Consider the following 20,779-nt stretch of genomic DNA (forward strand, 5'->3'; position numbering starts at 1 on the left):
CCCGGGCAGGGCGGCGCCGGAGCGCCCTGGGGCGAAGAGACCGCACCCGTGACCGATAGGGCGCCGGGCCCCCGCCTCCCACGCTCAGGCGGGGCTTCACCGATCGTCAACTCCGGCGCGCGCACGCCCCACCCTCGCCGCGGGGGCGAGCGGAGCGTCCGGGTGGCGTGCGCCGGGCCGGCGGGCTCAGCCGACGATGGACACGGACAGCTCGGCCCCGGTGCAGACGATCCGGGCGGAGCGCGTGGTGCCCTTGGTCGCGGTGACCGCGCCGAGCCGCAGGTCGCCCGCGGTCCAGTCGGACCCGAGCGCCTTCAGCAGGTCGTCCCGGGCGCGGTCGCAGCCGGCCGCGGGCGACGGGGCGGTCAGGGTGACCGTGCGGACGCTGGGACGCGCCACCGCGCCCGCGATCGACAGCTCCTCGAAGCGGTAGCCGGCGATCTCGAGCTGGGTGTGGGCGACCGCGGTGCGGCCGCCCAGGCCCTCCATCAGGCGGGCGTTGGGATCGAGCTTCTCGAGCTGGCCGCGGGCGTCGTCCCACGGGGCGCCGGGGGAGACCGGCAGCTTGGCTTCGAGGGAGCCGCCGGCGGATCCGCGGGCGCAGGCGGCGAGCGTGAAGAGGACGGCGAGGACGGTGGGGGTGCGTACGAGCGAGCTGGACATCGTGCGAGCGTTCTCCTTCGGGTGCGGGGGCGGAATCTACTCCCGCGCCGCCCTTCGCGAAACCCGAATTCGACGACCGGCGGGTCCCCCGTGCGGCGCGGCGGCCGCCCCGTTATCGTTGGCACCCGAACTTCCCACCCGGAGGCGTGATGGAGATCGACCCCAAGGCCATCGTCGGCGCGCTCCTGCTGGCCGCGCTGGGCGTGCTCGCCACCGGCCCCGGGCTGTGGAGCGAGAAGTGGGGCTGGGGGTGGCTGCGCCGGAAGGACGAGCGCGGCGAGCGGGAGCGCTGAGGCCCGCCGGCCGCGCCTCCCCCGCTCAGGCGGCGCGCTTGCCCAGGCGGATCGTCAGCTCGCGGCCGGGCAGGTTCACCGACACCTGGATGTAGCTGAACATCGCGAGCACGAACGCGAACGTCAGCAGCAGGCCCGCGACGTGGTACGCGCCCGCGTAGGAGCCGGTCGAGTCGGCGATGCGGCCGGCCAGCGTCGGCCCGATCACCCCGCCCACGCCCCAGGCCGTGAACAGCAGGCCGTAGTTCACGCCCATGTTCTTCGTGCCCCAGCAGTCGGCCGCGGTGGCGGGGAACAGCGCCAGGCAGGCGCCGTAGCTGAAGCCCACCACGGCCGAGCCAACCACGAACCCGCCGGTGGTGCCGAGGTCGGCGAAGAAGAACATGGCGAGCGCCTGGAGCACGCAGACGAGCGCGATGGTGACCGCGCGGCCGATGTAGTCGGAGATCACGCCCGCCACCACGCGGCCGCCCGCGTTGAAGCTGGCGAGCAGCGCCACGAACACCGAGCCGGCCTGGATGGCGTTCCCGGACTGGACCGCCACGATCTTGGCCATGTGCCCGATGATCATGAGGCCGGCGGTGGCGGCGCAGGCGTACTGTGCGTACAGGGTCCAGAACATCGGCGTGCGGACCGCGTCGCGCCAGCCCACGTCCGCGTGCGCCGCCGGCGCCGGCCCGGCCGCGGCCGCCCTCGGCTTCACGTGGCCCGGGGGCGGGTTGCGGATGAGCTGCGAGAACGCGGTCGCCGTCACGAGGAAGGCGACGCCGAGGATCCGGAACGCGTTGCTGACGCCGTAGGTGGCGAGCAGGTGCTTCGAGAGCGGCGCGATGTACACCGGCGCGATGCCGAAGCCCGCCACCACCAGGCCGGTGATGAGCCCCTTCTTCTCCGGCGGGAACCACTTCACCGCGGCCGGGGTGGCGGCCGCGTAGCCGAGCCCGAAGCCGGTGCCTGCGAGCAGGCCGAAGCCGATCAGCGCCGGGGCGAGCGCGCCCGGCGACGCGAAGCTCGCCACGATGAGGCCGAGGCCGGTGAGGATGCCGCCGGCGCTCGCCACCATCCGCGGCCCGAGGCGATCCTGCAGCCGGCCGGCCGGCACCATCATCAGCGCGAAGCACGCGATGGCGAGGGTATACGGGAGCGTGGCCTGGGTCTTCGTCCAGCCGTAGCCGCCGCGCGCGACCGGCTCGACCAGCTGCTTCGAGAACACGCTCCAGGCGTACAGGATGCCCAGGGCGAGGTTCAGCCCCATGCCAGCCAGCGTGACCACCCAGCCGCGTCGGTGCATGGTCCGGCCTCCGGCGGGCCATGGCCGCGCCGGCGTGGTGGACGGCGCGGCCGGGGCGGCCCGCTGACCCCGATTGACCGCGAGATTGATCGTCGATTGGCCGCGATCTGAGCATCATCTCGATCGCGATGTCACGCGCGCGGGCGCGCGCGGGCGCGCCTGCGACCGCATGCCGCGGCGCGGCCTGACGCGGATCCAGCGCGCTCCCCCGAACGCCCGGCGATCAGCGGACGGACTGCCGCACCAGCGCGTCGAGGTCGCCGGGGGCGATGCCGGCCTCGTGCAGCACGGCGCCCCAGGTGGCCTTCCCGGCCTGCACCTGCACCAGCCGCGTCAGCTCGGACCGGCCGGTCCGCGCCGAGAGCAGCGTGAGGACGATCAGCTCCTCGCTCCGGGCGCCCGCGGCCCTCGCCTCGCGGAGGCGCGCCGGATCGGCGCGCAGCCGCTTCACCAGCGTCGCGTCCACGATCACCGCGGCCAGGTCGGCGTCCGACGCCCCGCGCGCGAGCGCCGCCTCGAGATCCTTGCCCAGCCCCGGCTTGCCGGCCAGCGCCACCTTCCAGCCGCCCTGCCGATCGCGGAGGTCGAGCAGGTCGGCGGCGTCGGCCCCGGTGCGCGCGGCGGCGCCGTGCGCGATCCACAGGTCCTCGGCCGGGCGCCCGCCCATCACCGCCGCGACCAGCTCGCGCTTCGGCGGCCCGTACGCGGCCGACAGGAGGGAGCTCCGGGCGGTGGCGAGGATGTACGGGTCGGCGGCGGCGGGCCGGTCCGGCTCGAACGTGCGGTCCCGGAAGCAGTGGCAGCCGCCGGTGCCCTCTGCGCGCGCGACCCCGGGGCTCAGCGTTCCGGACAGCGCGAGGATCAGGGCGACGGCGGGGGCGGCGCGGAGCATGCGGCAGGGTAGCCGGGGGCCGGGCGGGGCACAACGGGCCGCCGGCGGGCGGCCGGGCGCCCGGCGGCTTCCGGGGCACGCCCCGGCAGGCGCGCACGCGCCGGGGCGCCGCCGCGGTAATGAGGCGCCCACGCAGGGCGCGCGCCCGCGCCCGGAACCGGAGGCCACCCGTGAAGATCCTCGTCGCCGATGCCTTCCCCGCCGACCGGCTGAAGGACCTCGCCGCGCTCGGGCTCGAGGTGGAGCTGCGCGCCGACGTGCCGGCGAAGGACCTGCCCGCCGCCGTCGCCGGCGCGTCCATCCTCGTGGTGCGGTCGAAGCAGGTGAGCGCGGAGGTGTTCGAGCGCGCGCCGGGGCTGTCGCTCGTGGTCCGCGCCGGCGCGGGGGTGAACACGATCGACGTCGCGGCCGCCTCCCGGCGCGGCGTGTACGTCACGAACTGCCCCGGCCAGAACTCCATCGCCGTGGCCGAGCTCGCCATCGGGCTGCTCGTCGCGCTGGACCGGCGCATCCCGGACAACGTGGCCGCGCTGCGCGCCGGCCGCTGGGACAAGAAGCGCTTCTCCGAGGCGGAGGGGCTCTTCGGCCGCACGCTCGGGATCGCGGGCGTGGGCGCCATCGGGCGCGAGGTGGCGACCCGGGCCCGCGCGCTCGGGATGCGGGTGGTGGCGTGGTCGCGCTCGCTCGACGACGCGCGGGCGCGGGCGCTCGGGGTGGAGCGCGCGCCGGACCTCCTCGCGCTTGCGCGGGCCAGCGACGCGCTCTCGCTGCACCTGCCGCTCGCGCGCGAGACGCGCGGCGTGATCTCGCGGGACGTGCTGGAGGCGCTCCGCCCCGGCGCGCTGCTGGTGAACACCGCGCGCGCCGAGCTGGTCGATCAGGACGCGCTGCTCGAGCTCGCGACCGCGGGCCGCCTCCGGGTCGGCGCCGACGTGTTCGCGGGCGAGCCGGAGAAGGGGCAGGCCGAGTTCGACAGCCCGCTCGCGAAGCTGCCCGGCGTGTACGGCACGCACCACATCGGCGCCTCCACCGCCCAGGCGCAGGACGCCATCGCGCGCGAGACGGTGCGGATCGTCGAGGCGTTCGTGCGCAGCGGCCAGGTGCCGAACTGCGTGAACGTGGCCCGCAAGACCCCGGCGCGCGCGCGGCTGGTGGTGCGGCACGTGGACCGCGTCGGCGTGATCGCGAACGTGATGGCGCTCATCCGCGAGGCGGGCATCAACGCCCAGGAGATCCGGAACACCGTGTTCGACGAGGCGGTGGCGGCGAGCTGCGCCATCGACCTCGACGAGCGGCCGCCGGAGGCCGTCGTGGAGCGCATCCGCGCCCGCGTCGACGAGATCCTGTTCGTCGGCTGCTTCGACCTCTGATCCGGCCGGCGGGGCGCCGGGCGGTCCGGCGGGACGTCCGGCGCCTCCCCCCACGGCGGGGTCCCCGCGGCGGCGGGTTGACGCGCGCGCGCACGTCCGGGACGCTGGCCGGGTCCCGGCGCGCCCGGGAGCGGGTCCGCGTCCGCGGCGTCGCGCCGGCCGGGAGGAGGCCTCATGCGCTTCATCGGCTGGAACCTGTTCTTCGCCGCCTGGCTGCTCGTCACCGCCTTCGCGCTCTCCCACAGCGGCCCGTCCATCTTCCTGACCTGCGTCGCGGCGCTCGCCATCGCGGTGCTCGCGTTCGCCTCGCGCGGCCTGCCCAGGCTGCGGCTCGCCCTGGCGGTGGTGGCCCTGGTGCTCGGGGGCGCCGCGCTGCTCATGCCGGACCTGTCCGGCCTGGCCCGCCTCAACAACGGGCTGGTGGCGGCGCTGGTGTTCGCGCTGGCGGTGATCCCGGGCCGCGCCGACCTGGTCGGCTCGCGCGCGGGCTGAGCGCGAGGACGGACGCGCCGGCTGCTCGCGGCCCGCCGGCCGCGCGGGCCGCGCCGTGCCCGCGGCAGGTCCGGGTCGACACCCCGGCGCCTTGATGCGAGAGTCGGGGCGCCGGCCCCGACCATGCCCTCCCCGCCCGCCAGCACCGGCCTCGCCGCCCTCGACGCCGTGGTCCAGGGGCTCCGCCCCGGCGACAACGTGGTCTGGCAGGTGGAGTCGGTGGAGGACTACGCGCCGCTGGTCGCGCCGTTCGTGGCCCGCGCGCTGGCCGAGGGGCGCAAGCTCGTCTACTTCCGGTTCGCCCGCCACGCCCAGCTCGTGCCGGACGCGTCCGGCGCGCAGGTCCACCGGCTCAGCCCCGCGCTCGGGTTCGAGAGCTTCACCGCCAGCATCCACCGCGTGATCGAGGCCCAGGGCAAGGGCGCCTACTACGTCTTCGACTGCCTCTCCGGGCTGGCCGCCGACTGGTACAGCGACCTCATGCTCGGCAACTTCTTCATGGTCACCTGCCCGTACCTCTACGAGCTGGAGACCGTGACCTACTTCGCGCTGCTGCGCGACGGGCACTCGCACGACGCGGTGGACGCGATCCGCAGCACGACGCAGCTCCTGGTGGACGTGTTCCGGCACCAGGCGGCGCTGCACGTCCACCCGCTCAAGGTGCAGGGGCGCCACTCGCCCACCATGTACCTGCCGCACCGCTGGGAGGGCGACGCGCTCCGGCCGCTCACCGAGAGCGCGGTGGTCGCCGAGGCGCTCGCCGACGCGACCGAGCGCCGGCACGACCCGTTCTCGCGCATCGACGTGTGGGAGCGGCGCTTCCTGCAGGCGCGCGCGGTGGCGGACGACGTGGTGGCCGGCCGCCGGCCCTGGGAGGACGGGCAGGAGGCGTTCCGGACGCTGCTGCGGATGATGCTGACGCGCGACGAGCGCTTCACCGAGCTGGCGGCGCGCTACCTCGACCTCGACGACCTGTTCGCGATCCGGCGGCGCATGGTCGGCACCGGGCTGGTGGGCGGGAAGGCCGCGGGCATGCTGGTGGCGCGGGCGGTGCTGGAGCGCACCGAGCCCGGCTGGAGGCGGCGCCTGGAGCCGCACGACTCCTGGTTCGTCGGCTCCGACGTCTTCTACACGTACCTGGTGCGGAACGGCCTGTGGCGGGCGCGGCGCGGCCAGCGCTCCCGCGGCGCGTTCCTGGAGGGCGCGGCCGAGGCGCAGGCGCGGATCCTGGCGGGCACCTTCCCGGACTTCGCGCTCCGGCAGTTCGTGCTCATGCTGGAGTCGTACGGGCAATCGCCCATCATCGTCCGCTCCAGCAGCCTGCTGGAGGACGGCTTCGGCAACGCGTTCACCGGCAAGTACGAGAGCGTGTTCTGCCCGAACCAGGGCTCGCCGGAGGAGCGGCTCGAGGCGCTGCTCGCCGCGGTGAAGACGGTGTACGCGAGCGCCATGAGCGAGGAGGCGCTGCACTACCGGGAGCGCCGGGGCCTGCTCGATCGCGACGAGCAGATGGCGATCCTGGTGCAGCGCGTCTCCGGCGGCGTCCACGGCAAGTACTTCTACCCGCAGTGCGCGGGGGTGGCGCTCTCCTACAACCCGTACGTCTGGAGCCACCTCATCGACCCGCAGGCCGGCGTGCTGCGGCTGGTGTTCGGCATGGGGACGCGGGCGGTGGACCGCTCCGACGACGACTACACCCGCGTCGTCGCGCTCAACGCGCCGAAGCTCCGCCCCGAGACGAGCCTCGACGAGGTCACCGAGTACGCGCAGCGCCGCGTGGACGTCATCGACCTGGAGGCGAACCGCTTCGCCGCCGAGCGCATCGACGCGGTGGTGCGGGGCAGCCCGGACCTGCCGGTGGACCTGTTCGCCGTGCAGCGGCGCGAGGGCGGCGGCTGGGTGCTCACGTTCGAGAAGCTGCTGTGGGCGACCTCGTTCGTGGCCGAGATGCGGGCCATGCTCGCGATCCTCCGCGACGCCTATCGCTACCCGGTGGACGTCGAGTTCACCGCGAACCAGCTCGCCGACGGGGAGCTGCGCGTCAACCTGGTGCAGTGCCGGCCGCTGCAGGTGAAGGAGGGCGGGATGCTGCCGCCCCCGCCGCAGGTGCGGACCGACGCGGTGCTGCTCGCGAGCCGCGGGCCGGTGGTGGGCCAGGGCACCCACGCGCCCGTGGACCGGCTGGTGCTCGTGGACCCGGACGTCTACTCGACGCTGTCCACCCAGGATCGGTACGAGGTGGCCCGCGTGGTCGGCCGCGCCGCGCGGCTCCCGACGCCGGCCGAGGGCGGGCGGATCCTGCTGCTCGGCCCCGGGCGCTGGGGCACCACCACGCCGGCCCTGGGCGTGCCGGTCAGCTTCGCCGAGATCCACCGGGTCGCGGCGCTGGGCGAGATCATCGGGATGGGCAACGTCATCCCCGACGTGTCGCTCGGCTCGCACTTCTTCAACGAGCTGGTCGAGGCGGACATGCTCTACCTCGCGCTCTATCCGGGCTACCCCGGCCACGCGCTCGAGGCGGAGCGGCTGCGCGCGCAGCCGAACCGGCTGCCCGAGCTGCTCCCGGACGACGCGCGGCTGGCCGGCGTGGTGCGGGTGCTCGACTTCCCGGCGGCGCCCGGCGGACCGCGGCTCTGGCTCTACGCGAGCTGCGTCACGCAGGAGGTGCTGGGCTACCTCGCCGACGAGCCCGCCGTCACCGGCCCTCCCCCGCCGCCCCGCCCGGCGTAGGGACGAACGGGACGCGCCGGACGGGAGCCCCCGGGGGCCCCACGTCCGGCGCGCGGGCGATCACGACCGACCGCCGCGGTCCGCTACCGCATCGACACCTTCCTCGGCGCCTTCGCGCCCACCACGTCGAGCGCGCCCTGCGCCAGCGTCTGCGCCTCCTTCACCTTCTCGATCGTGTACCTCGGCGCGTGCACGCCCGACGACCCGTCGGCCGCGACCGTGTCGAGGATGCTCTGCGCCTGGTTCGCCATGAGCGTGGCCTGGCCGAGCTTCGCCGGCGGCAGCTTCGCCCTGGCGATGGCCGGGCGCGCCGCCTCGAGCAGCCGCTTCGCCTCGGCGACGCCCTGCTTCACCGGGTTCTGCCACCCCATCAGCCGGTCGTAGACCTGCTGCTGGCTGGTGAAGTGGAGGTCCTTCGAGAGCTGCGACCGGACGCCGCTGTGGCAGCCGCCGGCGCTCTCCAGGTCGTCGTCGCCCCAGCTCGTCCGGCCGCAGGCCCACATCAGGTCCACGAACGGCTTGCCGTCCTTCTTCGCGAGCCGCCACGCGCCCTCCTTCCAGCTGCGATCCTTCCCCGGCGGCGGGTCGAGCGTCTTCGCCTTCGGGTCCACGAGGATCTTGAAGATGTGCGAGGTGCGCTGCGTGTCGAAGCCGGCGACGTCCGTGTACTGGATCGTCCCGAAGTTCTCGCAGCTCATCATGCTCGGCATGTGGCAGCTCGAGCACTTGTTCGCGCCGTGGACGTCGTTGTGGACGAACATGGAGGCCTGCGCCTGGTGGCAGTCCTGGCACTCCTTCTTCAGGCCGGGCACCGTGACCCGCTCGCGCCAGTCGTTCGCGGTCACCTCGTGCGGATCGTGGCACGTGGAGCAGGTCATGCCCGACTCCCAGTGCGCGGTGTAGTAGGCCTGCGAGCCCTCGGTGCCGCACGAGGGGCAGCGGCTCTTGAAGTAGGCGTTGAACGCCTGGCGCGGATCCTTGGCCGCCTCGTCCGCGTTCCAGACGAACCGCTGGTGGCAGCGCTCGCAGTTGGAGGACGCCGAGGCGCGCGCGCCCATGAGGTGCGCGCCGGCGCCGTGGCACTCCTCGCAGCTGATGCCCTTGTTGATCGTGTGCTTGCGCAGCTCCTCCGGCTTGCCCAGCGCCTGGATCAGCTCCTCCTGGCTCTTGAAGTCGAACTTGAACGAGTGGCACACCTCGCAGTACGCGGTGGCCGGCTGGAACATCATGCTCTTGCGGTTCTTCGAGCCGTAGGAGGTGAGGCCCCAGGTCTTGCTGCCGTTGTCGCCGAACTCCTCGAGCTTGGTCGGGAAGCCCGGGACCCAGGTCGCGATCTGCTTCGCCACCTCGGGCGTGAGCGACTCGGCCCAGGTCCGGGAGTGCTGGTTGCCGCCGGCCACCAGCGTGCCGGTGCCGTCGCGGAGCAGCCCGCCCTCGACGTGGTAGGTGCCGCGGACCAGCCACGCGTCCAGGAAGCCGTACTTGGTGCGCGGCGTGCCGATGATCGCGTAGACCGCGTCCGGCGTGATGCCCGGGGGCAGGATGGGCGCCTCGCCGAACTGCGGCTTGGTCAGGTCCTTCGTCTCGACCATCTCGTCGGGGAACCGGACCACCAGGTTGTGGCGGGAGCGCTTCCACTTCTCGTACTGCGCCGGGTGGCACTCGCCGCACTTCTTCGACCCGACGAACTTGTTGGGCAGGTCGAGGATCGACTCCTGCCCGAGTCGATAGGTGATCGAGGCGTGGTCGCCGGTCTTCTCGGCGTAGGCCTTGCCGCCGCCGAACTCGACGAACTCCTCCTCGCGGTCGCTGATGGTGTACTTGCCGACCAGCCGTCCGTCCTTCTCGTACTTGAAGATGGGGTGGTTCTTCTTCAGGTGGTCGTAGAACGCCTTCTCCTGCTCGACGTAGCCCTGGAGCGTGCGCGGCGAGCCGGGGGCGGCCGGCGCCGCCTCCTTCTCCGCCGCGGACGCCGGCGCCGCCAACGCGAGCGCCGCCGCCGCGACGCCCGCCCTCGACATCCACGTGGATCGCATGCCCAGCTCCCTCTCGTTCGGTGGAATTCAAACGATCCGAACCGGCGCGACCCTAGCTTCGGGACACGCGCGAGAGGCGTGGGCAAATCGTCTCGACCCGCCGGTGGATGCGGCGCGGCCGCGCGCGGCGGGCCGTGTTCACCTACCGTCTACGCCGGGCCGCGGTCCGCGGCGGCTCGCCGCTACGCGGCGGCCTGCGCGTCCAGCCACACCTCGAGCCCCTGCGCGTTCAGGTCGAGGTCCACCCCGAACAGCTCCAGCGCGGCGGCCGGATCGAGCGGCGCGCCGTGCGCCGCCAGCCCGGCGAGGAGCTGCCCCGCGAGCGCCTCGCGCAGCGCGGCGTGGCGGCCCGGCCCGGGGGGCGCCGCGCGCGCCAGGCGCACGTGCTCGTCGAGGCCGTGACCGAGCGCCGCCGCGTGTCGGGCGATGTCGCCCTCGAGCATGCCGTAGTGGGTGAGGTAGACGCGCTCGGGCGCCTCGGCCAGCATGCGCGCGAGCGTCGCCTTCAGCGCGGGCGGGTCGAGCTGCACCGGCGTGGTGGTGGGGAACAGGAACGGACCGCCGGCGGAGTCGGTCTCGCGGTAGGAGATGCCGAACGCGTCGCCGGTGAAGAAGCCGCGCGAGCGGGGATCGTGCAGCACCAGGTGGTGCTTCGCGTGCCCGGGCGCGTCCAGCGCGCGCAGCGGCCGGTCGCCCAGGTCGAGCGTGAAGCCGTCCGGCGCCTCGATCACGCGCTCCGCGGGCGCGGGCACGACCTCTCCGTAGAGCGCGCGCACGCGCTCCGCGCCGTACACCTCGGAGGCGCCGGCCATCAGCTTCGACGGATCGATCATGTGGCGCGCGCCGCGCGGGTGGACGACGAGGCGTGCGCGCGGCAGCGCGCGCAGGAGCGCGCCGGCGCCGGCGGCGTGATCGAGGTGCACGTGCGTCACCACCACGTGCGAGACGTCGTCCGGCCGCAGGCCGGCCGCGGCGACGGCGTCGAGGACGCGCGGGACGGAGCCGGCGGTCCCGGTCTCCACCACCGCGGCCGCGTCACGGCCGCGCACCAGGTACGCGGCCGCGAGGCGCGGCCGGACGTAGCCGGTGTCGATGAGGTGGACGCCGGGGGCGATCTCGCGGGCGGGCTCGAGGGTCATGGATGCGGGCTCCGGGGAGGTTGGCCGTCCAGCGTAGCGCATCGGGATGCCGCTGCGCGGCGGCGCGCACCCGGCGCCCACACCAGGCGCAGACCTGCGATTTCACGAAAGGTCTCCAGCCCCCGAATGGGCGTTGAGCCCGGCCCGCGGGATCGCCACGATGCGAGGTGAAGCACGCAGCACCTTCCAAGGAGGTCGCATAGCAGCGGAGCAACTGCAGGACACATCGAATGCAGTCGAGGCCGGGTGAGCCGGCCGCACGCTCGCGATGACGAGCTACCAGCAAGGTGGATCGAAGGGGCCCGGGACAGTGGGCCCCTTCGGCTTTCCGGGATTCCCCTCGCGCTGCGCCCGCGCGTGCGGGTCACGGCCGGCCGCCCGGCGCCTCCCTTGGCGGGCCTCTCTGCCCGCCCAGCTCCGGAGCTTCCCGCCATGAAGACCTTCGCCCGCCTCGCCGCGGCGCTCGCCCTCCTCGCCGTCGCCCCGCAGCCGGCGCGCGCCGCCTCGCCGGCCGGCGCCCCGGGCGGCGACGCCCGGGCGCGGCTCAACCGCGCCGCGCTCGAGCTCGGCCTCCCGCTGCACTGGCGCGCCGACGCGAACGCGAACGGCGCCATCGACCCGCCGGAGCTCGCGCTCGTGTTCGGCCTCGACGAGCAGCCGCGAGACCACTGGATCCGCCGCGGCCGGTTCACCCCGGCGTTCCGGGCCGCCTGGGCGAGCGTCGAGTCGCGGGCGTCCGCGCCGCAGCCGGCGCCGGCCGGGGCCGACGCCGCACGCCGCGCCGCCCTGGCGCGGGAGCTCTCGCAGCGGCTGTTCGCGGTGGTGGAGACGGACCGCTCCGGCCTGCGCCCGCCCGAGCGCGAGATGCTCCGCCACCTGGTGGACGCGGCCCGGATCATCGAGCGCCTGAACGCGCGCCAGCTCGGGATCCTGGGCATGGCGGAGCGCATCCCGCCGGGCGACGGCGCCTCGCGGCTCGCGTTCCTGGTGAACAAGGGGCCGTGGTGCACCGCGCCCGCCACCGAGGGCGATCCGAGCTGCGGCGCGCTCTCGCCGGTGCCGCCGCGCCGCTCCGGCCTGTACCCGGCCGACCTGCAGGCCGACCCGGGCTTCTGCGCCGGGCTGGCGCGCGGGCCGGACGCGGCCGCGCTCACCAGCCCGTTCACCGCGGTGGTGCGCGACGCGCGCGGCGGCCTCGCGGCGGTGCCGTACCCGAAGGCCTGGCCGGAGGACATGGAGGCGGTCGCCCGCGCGCTGGAGCGGGCCGCCGCCGCCATCCGCGGCACCGACGAGCGGGCGCTCCACGCCTACCTGCTGGCGGCGGCGCGCGCGTTCCGCGACGGCGGCTGGGAGCGGGCCGACGAGGCCTGGGCCAGCATGAACGCCGAGAACTCCCGCTGGTTCCTGCGGGTGGCGCCCGACGAGACGTACTCGGATCCGTGCGCGCTGAAGGCCGGCTTCGAGCTCGCGCTCGCGCGCATCGATCCGGGCTCGCTCGCCTGGCAGCGGCGGCTCGAGCCGGTGAAGCAGGACATGGAGGCGGCGCTGGCCCGGCTCGCCGGGCCGCCCTACGCGGCGCGCCCGGTGGCGTTCCACCTGCCCGACTTCATCGCCATCGCGCTGAACGCCGGGGACGCGCGCGCGCCGCGCGGCGCCACGGTGGGCCAGTCGCTGCCGAACTGGGGGAAGGTGGCGAACGAGGGGCGCGGACGGACCGTGGCGATGACGAACTTCTACACCGACCCGGAGAGCCTGGAGATCCGGCGCCGGCGCGCGGCCTCGGTCCTCTGCGCCGACACCATGGCGCGGCGCACGCCGGATCCCGACGCCGAGCGGATGGGCTTCGTGCTGCACGAGGCCGCGCACAACCTCGGCCCGTCGCACGAGTACGCGGTGGAGGGCCGGACCGCGACGCAGATCTTCGGCGGGAACCTCGCCGCCATGCTGGAGGAGCTGAAGGCGCAGCAGAGCGCGCTGTACCTCGCCGGCTGGCTGGCGGAGCGCGGCGTGATCTCGCCCGCGCAGGCGGACCGCGCGCTCCTCGAGAACGTGGTCTGGGCGTTCGGCCAGGTGAGCGTCGGCGTCCGCACCTCGGACGGCCGGCTGCGGCCGTACTCGGCGCTCGCCGCGATCCAGCTCGCGGCGCTCGCCGACGACGGCGCGCTGGTGTGGCGCCCGGAGGCGAAGGCCGCGAACGGCGAGGACGAGGGCTGCCTCGAGCTGGACCGGCCGCGGCTGGGCGCGTCGGTGGAGCGGCTCGAGGCGCTCGCGCTCGGCATCAAGGCGCGCGGGGACCGGCCCGCGGCGGAGGCGCTGGTGCAGGCGCACGTGGACGCGGCCAGCGGGAAGAACGCCGAGCTCCGCCGCGTGATCACCGAGCGCTGGCGGCGCTTCCCGGACACGACGTTCCTGTACGCGACCCCGTGAGCCGCGCCGGCGCCCCAGGCGGGCACCGCGGGGCTTAGGCAGTTCTTAGGAACGGCCGAGCGATGTTTTAGGAACCCCGCCCCGCGCCCTCGGGCATCCTCCGCCCGTCTTCGAGACGGACCGAGGGGCATCATGGCGGGGGGGAAGTGGCAGCGGATGGGGAAGGTCGCGGCGGCGCTCGCGGGCGCCGCCGCGGCCGCCCTGTGGGTGGCGCCGGGGGGCGCGCAGGCGGCGGGCGCCGCGCCGGAGCGGCTCTCCGGCACCGGCCTGTTCACCGACGCCGCGCACGGCGTCGTCGCGCCGGGCGTCCTCCGCTACACGCCGCAGTACCCGCTCTGGAGCGACGGCGCCGCCAAGGCGCGCTGGATCCGGCTCCCGGCCGGCAAGGCGATCGACGCGTCGGACCCGGACGCCTGGCGGTTCCCGCCCGGCACCCGGCTCTGGAAGGAGTTCTCGTTCGGCGGCCGCCGCGTCGAGACGCGCTACATGGTCCTCGGGCGCGACGGCGCCTGGACGTACGCGACCTACCGCTGGCTGCCCGACGGGAGCGACGCCGAGCGCGCGCCGGAGCGCGGGCTGCGCGGCGTGGCGGAGGTGGCGCCGGGCGTGCGCCACGACCTGCCCGCCGCAGGCGACTGCCGCGCCTGCCACGAGGGCGGCCCGACGCCGGTGCTGGGCTTCTCCGCGCTCCAGCTCTCCCCGGATCGCGACCCGCTGGCGCCGCACGCCGAGCCGCCCGCCCCGGGCGACGTGGACCTGCCCGCGCTGGCGCGGACCGGCCGGCTGCGCGGGCTCCCGGCGGACCTGCTCGCGCGGCCGCCGCGGATCGCGGCGCCGTCTCCGCGCGCCCGCGCCGCGCTCGGCTACCTGCACGCGAACTGCGCGAGCTGCCACGACGCCCGCGGCGCGCTCGCCTCGCTCGGGCTCGACCTCGCCCAGCGCGTGCGCGGCGGCGACGCGCGCGCGCCGCTCGCCACCGCCGTCGGCCAGCCCAGCCGCGCGCGCCCGCCCGGCATGGGCGACGCCCCGCTGCGCATCGCGGCCGGCGATCCGGGGGCGAGCGTGCTCGTCCGGCGCATGGGCTCCCGCGACCCGCTCCTGCAGATGCCGCCGTTCGGCACGAAGCTCGCCGACGCGCAGGCCCTCGACCTCGTCGCCGCCTTCGTCCGGGATGACCTCGGACCGGCGACGACCCACCCGGCAGCACCCGTTCACCAGGAGAAGAACCGATGAAGCGCATCGCCACCGCAGCACTCGCCGCCGCCGCCCTCGGGCTGCTCGCGGCCGCCACCGCCCCGCAGGCCGCCGGCAAGGACGCCGCGATCGCGCGCGGCAAGTACCTCGTCACCATCGCCGGCTGCAACGACTGCCACACGCCGTTCAAGATGGGGCCGAACGGCGCCGAGCCGGACATGAGCCGGATGCTCTCCGGCCACCCGGAGCAGCTCCGGATGCCGCCCGCCCCCGCGCTGCCGGAGGGGCCCTGGGGCGCGGTGTTCTCGCTGACCATGACCGCCGCGTCCGGCCCGTGGGGCACGACGTTCTCGGCGAACCTGACGCCGGACCGGGAGACCGGCATCGGTGAGTGGACCGAGCAGGAGTTCAAGGACACGCTCCGCACCGGGCGCCACCGCGGTCGCGGCCGCCAGATCCTCCCGCCCATGCCGTGGCCGAACGCGACCCACCTCACCGACGCCGACCTGTCCGCCATGTTCGCGTTCCTCCGGTCGATCCCGCCCATCAAGAACCGCGTCCCGGCGCCCATCCCGCCCGCGCAGGCCGCCGCCAGGTAGGCGGCGGCGCGCGACACCAGGCCGCCCCGCCGCATCGACCCCGGTCGTCCCCCGCGCTCGCCGCGGCGGCGGCCGGGGCGTGCGCACGACCGCACGCCCGCGGGGGGCCGCCCGGCGTCCCACCCGGTCCGGCGGCCGCGCACGCTTCTTCCCCTCCGGAGGGCCGGAATCGGCGATCCTTCCCGCGGCGGAGGTCCGGGGCGGGCCGCGCCGTCGCGTCCCGCCCGTTGCCGCGCCCGGCCCACCGGGCGGCGCGAGGAGCGGAGCATGCCGGAGGCGGTGTCGCTGGGTCGGGTGGCGGTGCTGGATCGGAGCGAGGCGGGCCGGCGCGCGGTGCGCGCGGTCCGCGAGCTGGCGCGCGAGGGGAAGTCGGCGCTGGCCGTGGCGGTCCACGCGCCGCGCGACCGGCGCCTGCCGTTCGTCCGCGAGGCCGACGCCTCGGTCGAGGTGGAGGGCTCGCCGGAGCTGGCCCTGCACGTGGCCGGCGCGGAGGCGGCCTGGCTCGGCCCCGCCCCGCTGGCGGAGCGGGCCGCGTTCGCGGAGGCCTGCGAGCAGCTCGGCGTGCTGTTCCTCGGCCCGTCCTCGTCGGTGCTCGAGCGCGTGCGCGCGCCGGAGGGGCTCGCCGCGATCGCGGCCGAGGTGGGCGTGCCGCTGGCCGCCGCCGGCGCGGCCGATCCCGCCGCGCGGCTGCTCGAGGTGGTGGTGGCGCGCGACCGGTCCGGCGAGGCGCAGGCGGTCGGGGTCGGCGACGCCTCGCTGCGGCTCGCGGACGTGGCGGTGCTGGCCGAGTCGCCCTCGCCGGCGCTCGGCGCGCAGGAGGACGCGCGCGCCCGCATGCTCGGGCTGGCGATCGCGGCGGCGGCCCGCTGGGTGGGCATCGCGAGCGTGGAGCTGCTGTTCGACCCGGCCACCCGCCGGCTGGTGCTCGCCGGGGTGGACGCCTTCCCGCGCTCGGCCGCCGCGATCGAGGCCGCCGCCGGCGTGGACCTGGTGCGGCAGGCGGTCCGGCTCGCGGCGGGCGCGGCGCTGCGCCCGCTGCCGGCGGCGCGCGGCTTCGCGGTCGCGGCCCGGCTGCTGGCGCGGGACCCGGAGGCTCCGCAGCCGGCGACCGCGCCCGGACGCCTGGAGCGGCTGCGGCTGCCGTCGGACCCGGACGTGCACGCCGAGGCGGCCGTCGAGGAGGGGGACGAGGCGCGCGGCGGCGCCGAGCCCATGGCCACCATCGTCGCGCTCGGCACCGACCGCGGCCGCGCCCTGGGGCGCCTCGCCCAGGCGCTCTCCGACACCGACGCGCTGGCCCGCGGGAGCGGCTCCAGCAAGGCCTGGCTGCTGGCGCTCCTGGCCCGCACCGAGGTGCGCGCCGGGACCGCCGGGGTGGGCTTCCTCCCTCGCCTCGCCGCCGCCCGCGAGCGGCTGGTCGCGCCCAGCCCCGAGGTGGCGCTGCTCGCCGCGGCGCTGGAGTCCTACGAGCTGGAGCTGGACCTGGAGCGCGCGCGGTTCCTGGCGGAGGCGCGCCGCGGGCGGCCGCGGGTCGGTCCCTCGTCCGGCCGCGCGGTGGAGCTGCTCCACGCGGGCGAGCGACACCGCCTGGTGGTGCGCCAGACCGGTCCGGACGCCTACCGCGTCTCGCCCGCGGGCGGCGCGCCGGTGGACGTGAAGGTCGATCGCCTGGCCCGCGGCGAGCGCCGCCTGGCCTGGGGCGGCCGGCGCGCGCGCGTGCTCTCGGCGGTGGACGGCACCCGTCACCTGGTGGACGTGGACGGGGTGCCGCACCTCGTCACCCGGGATCCGGGCGGCGTGATCACCTCCCCCCTGCCCGGCATGGTGGTGGCGCTGCCGGTGGTGCCCGGCCAGCGCGTCGCCGCGGGCGAGCCGGTCGCCCGCGTCGAGTCGATGAAGGTCGAGCTGGCGGTGCCCGCGCCGGCGGCCGGCGTGGTGCGCGAGGTGCTGGCGGTGCCGAACGGCCAGGTGGACGCGGGCGCGCCGCTGCTGCGCCTCGATCCCGAGGGCGAGGGCCCGCCCGCGGCGTTCGGCGCACCGCTCGCGCTGGGCGGCGAGCCGCCGCCGGAGCCGTCCACCGCGCACGAGCGGTACCTGGCCGGCCTCCGCGAGCTGAACCGCCTGCTGCTCGGGTTCGACCTCTCCGACGCCGACGCGCGGGCGCTCGCCACCGGCTGGCGCGACCGCGCCGCCGGCGTCGCCCCGGAGGACCCGGGCGCGCTGCGAGAGGAGGAGCGCGCGCTCGCCGCGTTCGGCGACGTGCAGGCGCTGTTCTCGCGCGGCCGCGCCCCGGCCGCCGCCGCCGACGCGCCGCCGCCGCTGGAGGAGCTCTGGCGCTACCTCCACGAGCCGGAGGCTCGCGGCGAGGGGCTCACCCCCGGCTTCCTGGCGCAGCTCCGCCGCGCGCTCGCGCACTACGCCGTCTCGCTCGACGCCCCCGGGCGCGAGCTCGAGCTGGCGCTGCTGCGGATCCAGAAGGCGCACGACCGCGCCGAGGCGCCGCTCGCCGCGGTGCTGGGCATCCTGGAGCGGCGCCTGGCCGGCGACGGCGTGCCGCCCGGCCTGGAGGACGCGGGCGCGCGCGAGCTGCTCGACCGGCTGGCCGCGGTGGGCCAGGAGCGCTTCCCCGCGCTGGGCGACCTCGCCCGCGAGCTGCGCTACCGCCGCTTCGAGAAGCCGGAGCTGGACCAGGTCCGGGCGGCGGTGTACGCGCAGGCCGAGGCCGACCTGGCCGAGCTGGCGCGCGCCGAGGGGACCGCGCGCGAGACGCTGGTGTCGCGGCTCATCGCCTGCCCCCAGCCGCTCAGCACGCTCATGCTGGCGAGGATGGCGCGGGCGAAGCCCGAGTTCCGCCGGCTGCTGGCCCAGACGCTCACGCGCCGCTACTACCGCCACCGCGCCACCGCGCCGGCGACCGTCGAGGAGGTGGACGGGGTCGCCTGCACGCTGACCGAGTACGCGGCGGAGTCGCGGCGCATCCAGCTCGTGGCGGCGTTCGCGCCGGCCGCCGAGCTGGCCCGCGCGGCCGCCGCCGCGGCCAGGCTCGCCGAGCGCACGCCGGAGGGCGCCCAGACCTCGGTGGACCTGTACCTCTGGCGCGACGGGGCGGGCGGCGATCCCGACGCGATCGCGGCCGAGCTGCGCGCCGCGCTCTCGCAGGCCGGCTTCCGCCGGCCGCTGCGCCGCGCCTCGGTCCTGGTGGCGTACCCGGCCCGCGGGCTGGGGCGGCAGGCCAGCCAGCTCCACTTCACGTTCCGCGGCGGGCCGGCCGAGTTCGTGGAGGAGCCGCGCTACCGCGGCGTGCACCCCATGATCTTCCGGCGCATGCAGCTCGCGCGGCTCTCCAAGTTCGAGCTGACCCGGCTGCCCTCGCCCGAGGACGTCTACCTGTACCGCGGCGTCGCGCGCGACAACCCGCGCGACGAGCGGCTGTTCGCGGTGGCCGAGGTGCGCGACCTCACCCCGCTGCACGACGCCCGCGGCCGCGTGGTCCAGCTCCCGCACCTCGAGCGCATGCTGCACGAGGCGCTCGCCGGCATGCGCCGGTTCCAGGCGCGGCGCGCGCCCCACCAGCGGCTGGAGTGGAACCGGGTGCTGCTCACGGTGGAGCCGCCGCTGCTGCTCTCGCGCGACGAGGTGCGCGGGGTGGCCGAGCGGATCGGCCCGGCCACCCAGGGGCTCGGGCTGGAGATGGTCCTGCTCGCGGCCCGCGTCCCCCACCCGGACACCGGCGAGCTCAGGGACGCGCTCGTGCGCGTCACCACCGACGGGCGCAGCGTGGCGGTGCGCTGGGACGCGCCCACCGACCGGCCGCTGGAGCCGCTCTCCGAGTACCACCTGCGCGTGGTGCAGCTCCGGCGCCGCGGGCTCGTCCACCCGTTCGAGCTGGTGCGCATGCTCGCGCCGACGCGCGACTCGCAGGCCGGCGTGCCGCCGGGCGAGTTCGTCGAGCACGATCTGGACGCGGCCGGGGCGCTCGCCCCGGTGTCGCGCCCGCCCGGCCAGAACGGCGCCAACGTGGTGGTGGGCGTGGTCCGGACGTTCACGCCGCGCCACCCGGAGGGCATGGCGCGGGTGGTGCTGCTCGGGGATCCCAGCCGCTCCATGGGCGCGCTGGCCGAGCCCGAGTGCCGGCGCATCGAGGCCGCGCTCGACCTGGCGGAGCGGCTGCGCGTGCCGCTGGAGTGGTTCGCCGTCTCGGCGGGCGCGAAGATCTCCATGGAGAGCGGCACCGAGAACATGGACTGGATCTCGCGCGTCCTCCGCCGGATCGTGACGTTCACGCAGGGTGGCGGCGAGATCAACGTGGTGGTCTGCGGCATCAACGTCGGCGCGCAGCCGTACTGGAACGCCGAGGCCACCATGCTCATGCACACCCGCGGGGTCCTGGTGATGACGCCGGGCTCGGCCATGGTCCTCACCGGGAAGGAGGCGCTCGACTACTCCGGCAGCGTCTCGGCCGAGGACAACCAGGGCATCGGCGGGTACGACCGGATCATGGGCCCGAACGGCCAGGCGCAGTACCAGGCCGCCAGCGTGGGCGAGGCGATCCAGATCCTGCTGCGTCACTACGAGCACACCTACGTGGCCCCCGGCGAGCGCTTCCCGCGGCGCGCCACGACCTCCGACCCGGCCGCGCGCGACGTGCGGACGTTCCCGCACGGCCCCGCCGGCGGCGCCGGGTTCGACACGGTCGGCGACGTGTTCGACCCCGCCACCAACCCGGATCGCAAGAAGCCGTTCGACATCCGGCGGGTGATGGCGGCCGCGGTGGATCAGGACCACCCGCCCCTGGAGCGGTGGCGCGACCTGCGCGGCGGCGAGACCGCGGTGGTGTGGGACGCGCACCTGGGCGGCTGGCCGGTGTGCCTGCTCGGGATCGAGTCCCGCCCGCTGCCCCGCCTCGAGTTCGTGCCCGCCGACGGACCCGAGCTCTGGTCCGCCGGGACGCTCTTCCCGCAGTCCTCGAAGAAGCTGGCGCGCGCCATCAACGGCGCGAGCGGCAACCGGCCGGTGGTGGTGCTCGCGAACCTGTCCGGCTTCGACGGCTCGCCGGAGTCGATGCGGCGGCTGCAGCTCGAGTACGGGGCCGAGATCGGCCGCGCGGTGGTGAACTTCCGCGGCCCGTTCGTGTTCTGCGTGGTGTCGCGCTACCACGGCGGCGCGTTCGTGGTGTTCTCGAAGGCGCTCCGCGAGGACATCGAGGTGGTGGCGGTGGAGGGCGCGCGCGCCTCGGTGATCGGCGGCGCCCCCGCCGCGGCGGTGGTGTTCTCCCGCGACGTGGAGACCCGCACCCGGAAGGACCCGCGGGTGATGGAGGCCGAGAAGGCCGCCGCCGCGGGCGGCGCCGCGCGGGGGCGGCTGGCCGAGATCGTCGCGGCGGTGCGCTCGGAGAAGGTGGGCGAGGTGGCGGACGCGTTCGACGGGGTCCACACCGTGGACCGCGCCCTGCGCGTCGGCTCGCTCGACCGGATCATCACGCCCGCCGACCTGCGGCCGTACCTGGTGGACGCGGTGGCGCGAGGGATCGCGCGGCACTCGGGCTGACCGCGGCGTCGCGGCACGGCGGGTGCGGCGCCGCGGCCGCGCTCAGAGCGCGTGAATCCATCCCCGGACCGAGCCAGGCGGTCGAGACGCGAGCAGCGCGAGGCGC

General features: G+C 76.0%; 13 protein-coding genes. 8 read left to right on the forward strand and 5 right to left on the reverse strand.

The features are described from left to right. Positions 1-186 precede the first annotated feature (186 nt). Positions 187-663, reverse strand: a complete 477-nt coding sequence (locus ANAEK_RS15310; protein ID WP_012527041.1) for a hypothetical protein — start codon at positions 661-663, stop codon at positions 187-189. A 149-nt stretch (positions 664-812) separates the two neighbouring features. On the opposite strand from ANAEK_RS15310, the gene ANAEK_RS23160 reads away from it, so the two are divergent. After that, entirely contained in the window at positions 813-956 is a 144-nt protein-coding gene (locus ANAEK_RS23160; protein ID WP_012527042.1) for a hypothetical protein, read from the forward strand. Positions 957-981: 25 nt separating this feature from the next. On the opposite strand, the gene ANAEK_RS15315 is transcribed toward ANAEK_RS23160, so the two are convergent. Beyond that, entirely contained in the window at positions 982-2,247 is a 1,266-nt protein-coding gene (locus tag ANAEK_RS15315) for an OFA family MFS transporter (protein WP_012527043.1), read from the reverse strand. 223 nt (positions 2,248-2,470) lie between these two features. Continuing rightward, entirely contained in the window at positions 2,471-3,139 is a 669-nt protein-coding gene (locus ANAEK_RS15320; RefSeq protein WP_012527044.1) for a hypothetical protein, read from the reverse strand. Positions 3,140-3,309: 170 nt separating this feature from the next. Between ANAEK_RS15320 and ANAEK_RS15325 the strand changes: the two genes are divergently transcribed. From ANAEK_RS15325 to ANAEK_RS15335, 3 genes are all read left to right on the forward strand, one after another. Further along, complete coding sequence (locus tag ANAEK_RS15325) at positions 3,310-4,509, forward strand: 3-phosphoglycerate dehydrogenase family protein (protein WP_012527045.1); 1,200 nt, start codon at positions 3,310-3,312, stop codon at positions 4,507-4,509. Between the two features lie 174 nt (positions 4,510-4,683). Continuing rightward, positions 4,684-5,001, forward strand: a complete 318-nt coding sequence (locus ANAEK_RS15330) for a hypothetical protein (protein WP_012527046.1) — start codon at positions 4,684-4,686, stop codon at positions 4,999-5,001. A gap of 123 nt (positions 5,002-5,124) precedes the next feature. After that, on the forward strand, positions 5,125-7,731 hold the full coding sequence (locus tag ANAEK_RS15335; protein WP_012527047.1) for a PEP/pyruvate-binding domain-containing protein: 2,607 nt from the start codon (positions 5,125-5,127) through the stop codon (positions 7,729-7,731). An 83-nt stretch (positions 7,732-7,814) separates the two neighbouring features. Here ANAEK_RS15335 and ANAEK_RS15340 read toward each other — a convergent pair whose 3' ends face one another. Together ANAEK_RS15340 and ANAEK_RS15345 are read right to left on the reverse strand one after the other, a co-directional pair. Beyond that, entirely contained in the window at positions 7,815-9,767 is a 1,953-nt protein-coding gene (locus tag ANAEK_RS15340) for a cytochrome c3 family protein (protein WP_012527048.1), read from the reverse strand. Positions 9,768-9,949: 182 nt separating this feature from the next. After that, positions 9,950-10,906 carry an MBL fold metallo-hydrolase gene (locus tag ANAEK_RS15345; protein ID WP_012527049.1) on the reverse strand — a complete coding sequence of 319 codons (957 nt, stop codon included), beginning with the start codon at positions 10,904-10,906 and terminating at the stop codon, positions 9,950-9,952. A gap of 432 nt (positions 10,907-11,338) precedes the next feature. Here ANAEK_RS15345 and ANAEK_RS15350 point away from each other — a divergent pair, with 432 nt between their 5' ends. The 4 genes from ANAEK_RS15350 (at position 11,339) to ANAEK_RS15365 (ending at position 20,673) form a co-directional block, all read left to right on the forward strand. After that, a complete protein-coding gene (locus tag ANAEK_RS15350; protein ID WP_012527050.1) occupies positions 11,339-13,333 on the forward strand; it encodes a hypothetical protein in 1,995 nt (664 codons plus the stop codon). A 132-nt stretch (positions 13,334-13,465) separates the two neighbouring features. Further along, positions 13,466-14,566: a hypothetical protein gene (locus ANAEK_RS15355; protein ID WP_012527051.1), complete on the forward strand. Its 1,101-nt coding sequence runs from the start codon at positions 13,466-13,468 to the stop codon at positions 14,564-14,566. Continuing rightward, positions 14,563-15,126, forward strand: a complete 564-nt coding sequence (locus ANAEK_RS15360) for a c-type cytochrome (protein ID WP_012527052.1) — start codon at positions 14,563-14,565, stop codon at positions 15,124-15,126. The genes ANAEK_RS15355 and ANAEK_RS15360 overlap by 4 nt, the downstream gene beginning before the upstream one ends. 267 nt (positions 15,127-15,393) lie before the next feature. Then, a complete protein-coding gene (locus tag ANAEK_RS15365) occupies positions 15,394-20,673 on the forward strand; it encodes a carboxyl transferase domain-containing protein (RefSeq protein WP_012527053.1) in 5,280 nt (1,759 codons plus the stop codon). Positions 20,674-20,779: the final 106 nt, after the last annotated feature.

Source organism: Anaeromyxobacter sp. K (assembly GCF_000020805.1).
GTDB classification, from domain to species: Bacteria; Myxococcota; Myxococcia; order Myxococcales; family Anaeromyxobacteraceae; genus Anaeromyxobacter; species Anaeromyxobacter dehalogenans.

Excerpts from the sequence above, each read along its gene's own strand:
- ANAEK_RS15310 (WP_012527041.1), bottom strand. The coding sequence starts at position 663 with ATGTCCAGCTCGCTCGTACGCACCCCCACCGTCCTCGCCGTCCTCTTC.
- ANAEK_RS23160 (WP_012527042.1), top strand. The coding sequence starts at position 813 with ATGGAGATCGACCCCAAGGCCATCGTCGGCGCGCTCCTGCTGGCCGCG.
- ANAEK_RS15315 (WP_012527043.1), bottom strand. The coding sequence starts at position 2,247 with ATGCACCGACGCGGCTGGGTGGTCACGCTGGCTGGCATGGGGCTGAAC.
- ANAEK_RS15320 (WP_012527044.1), bottom strand. The coding sequence starts at position 3,139 with ATGCTCCGCGCCGCCCCCGCCGTCGCCCTGATCCTCGCGCTGTCCGGA.
- ANAEK_RS15330 (WP_012527046.1), top strand. The coding sequence starts at position 4,684 with ATGCGCTTCATCGGCTGGAACCTGTTCTTCGCCGCCTGGCTGCTCGTC.
- ANAEK_RS15335 (WP_012527047.1), top strand. The coding sequence starts at position 5,125 with ATGCCCTCCCCGCCCGCCAGCACCGGCCTCGCCGCCCTCGACGCCGTG.
- ANAEK_RS15340 (WP_012527048.1), bottom strand. The coding sequence starts at position 9,767 with ATGCGATCCACGTGGATGTCGAGGGCGGGCGTCGCGGCGGCGGCGCTC.
- ANAEK_RS15345 (WP_012527049.1), bottom strand. The coding sequence starts at position 10,906 with ATGACCCTCGAGCCCGCCCGCGAGATCGCCCCCGGCGTCCACCTCATC.
- ANAEK_RS15350 (WP_012527050.1), top strand. The coding sequence starts at position 11,339 with ATGAAGACCTTCGCCCGCCTCGCCGCGGCGCTCGCCCTCCTCGCCGTC.
- ANAEK_RS15355 (WP_012527051.1), top strand. The coding sequence starts at position 13,466 with ATGGCGGGGGGGAAGTGGCAGCGGATGGGGAAGGTCGCGGCGGCGCTC.
- ANAEK_RS15360 (WP_012527052.1), top strand. The coding sequence starts at position 14,563 with ATGAAGCGCATCGCCACCGCAGCACTCGCCGCCGCCGCCCTCGGGCTG.
- ANAEK_RS15365 (WP_012527053.1), top strand. The coding sequence starts at position 15,394 with ATGCCGGAGGCGGTGTCGCTGGGTCGGGTGGCGGTGCTGGATCGGAGC.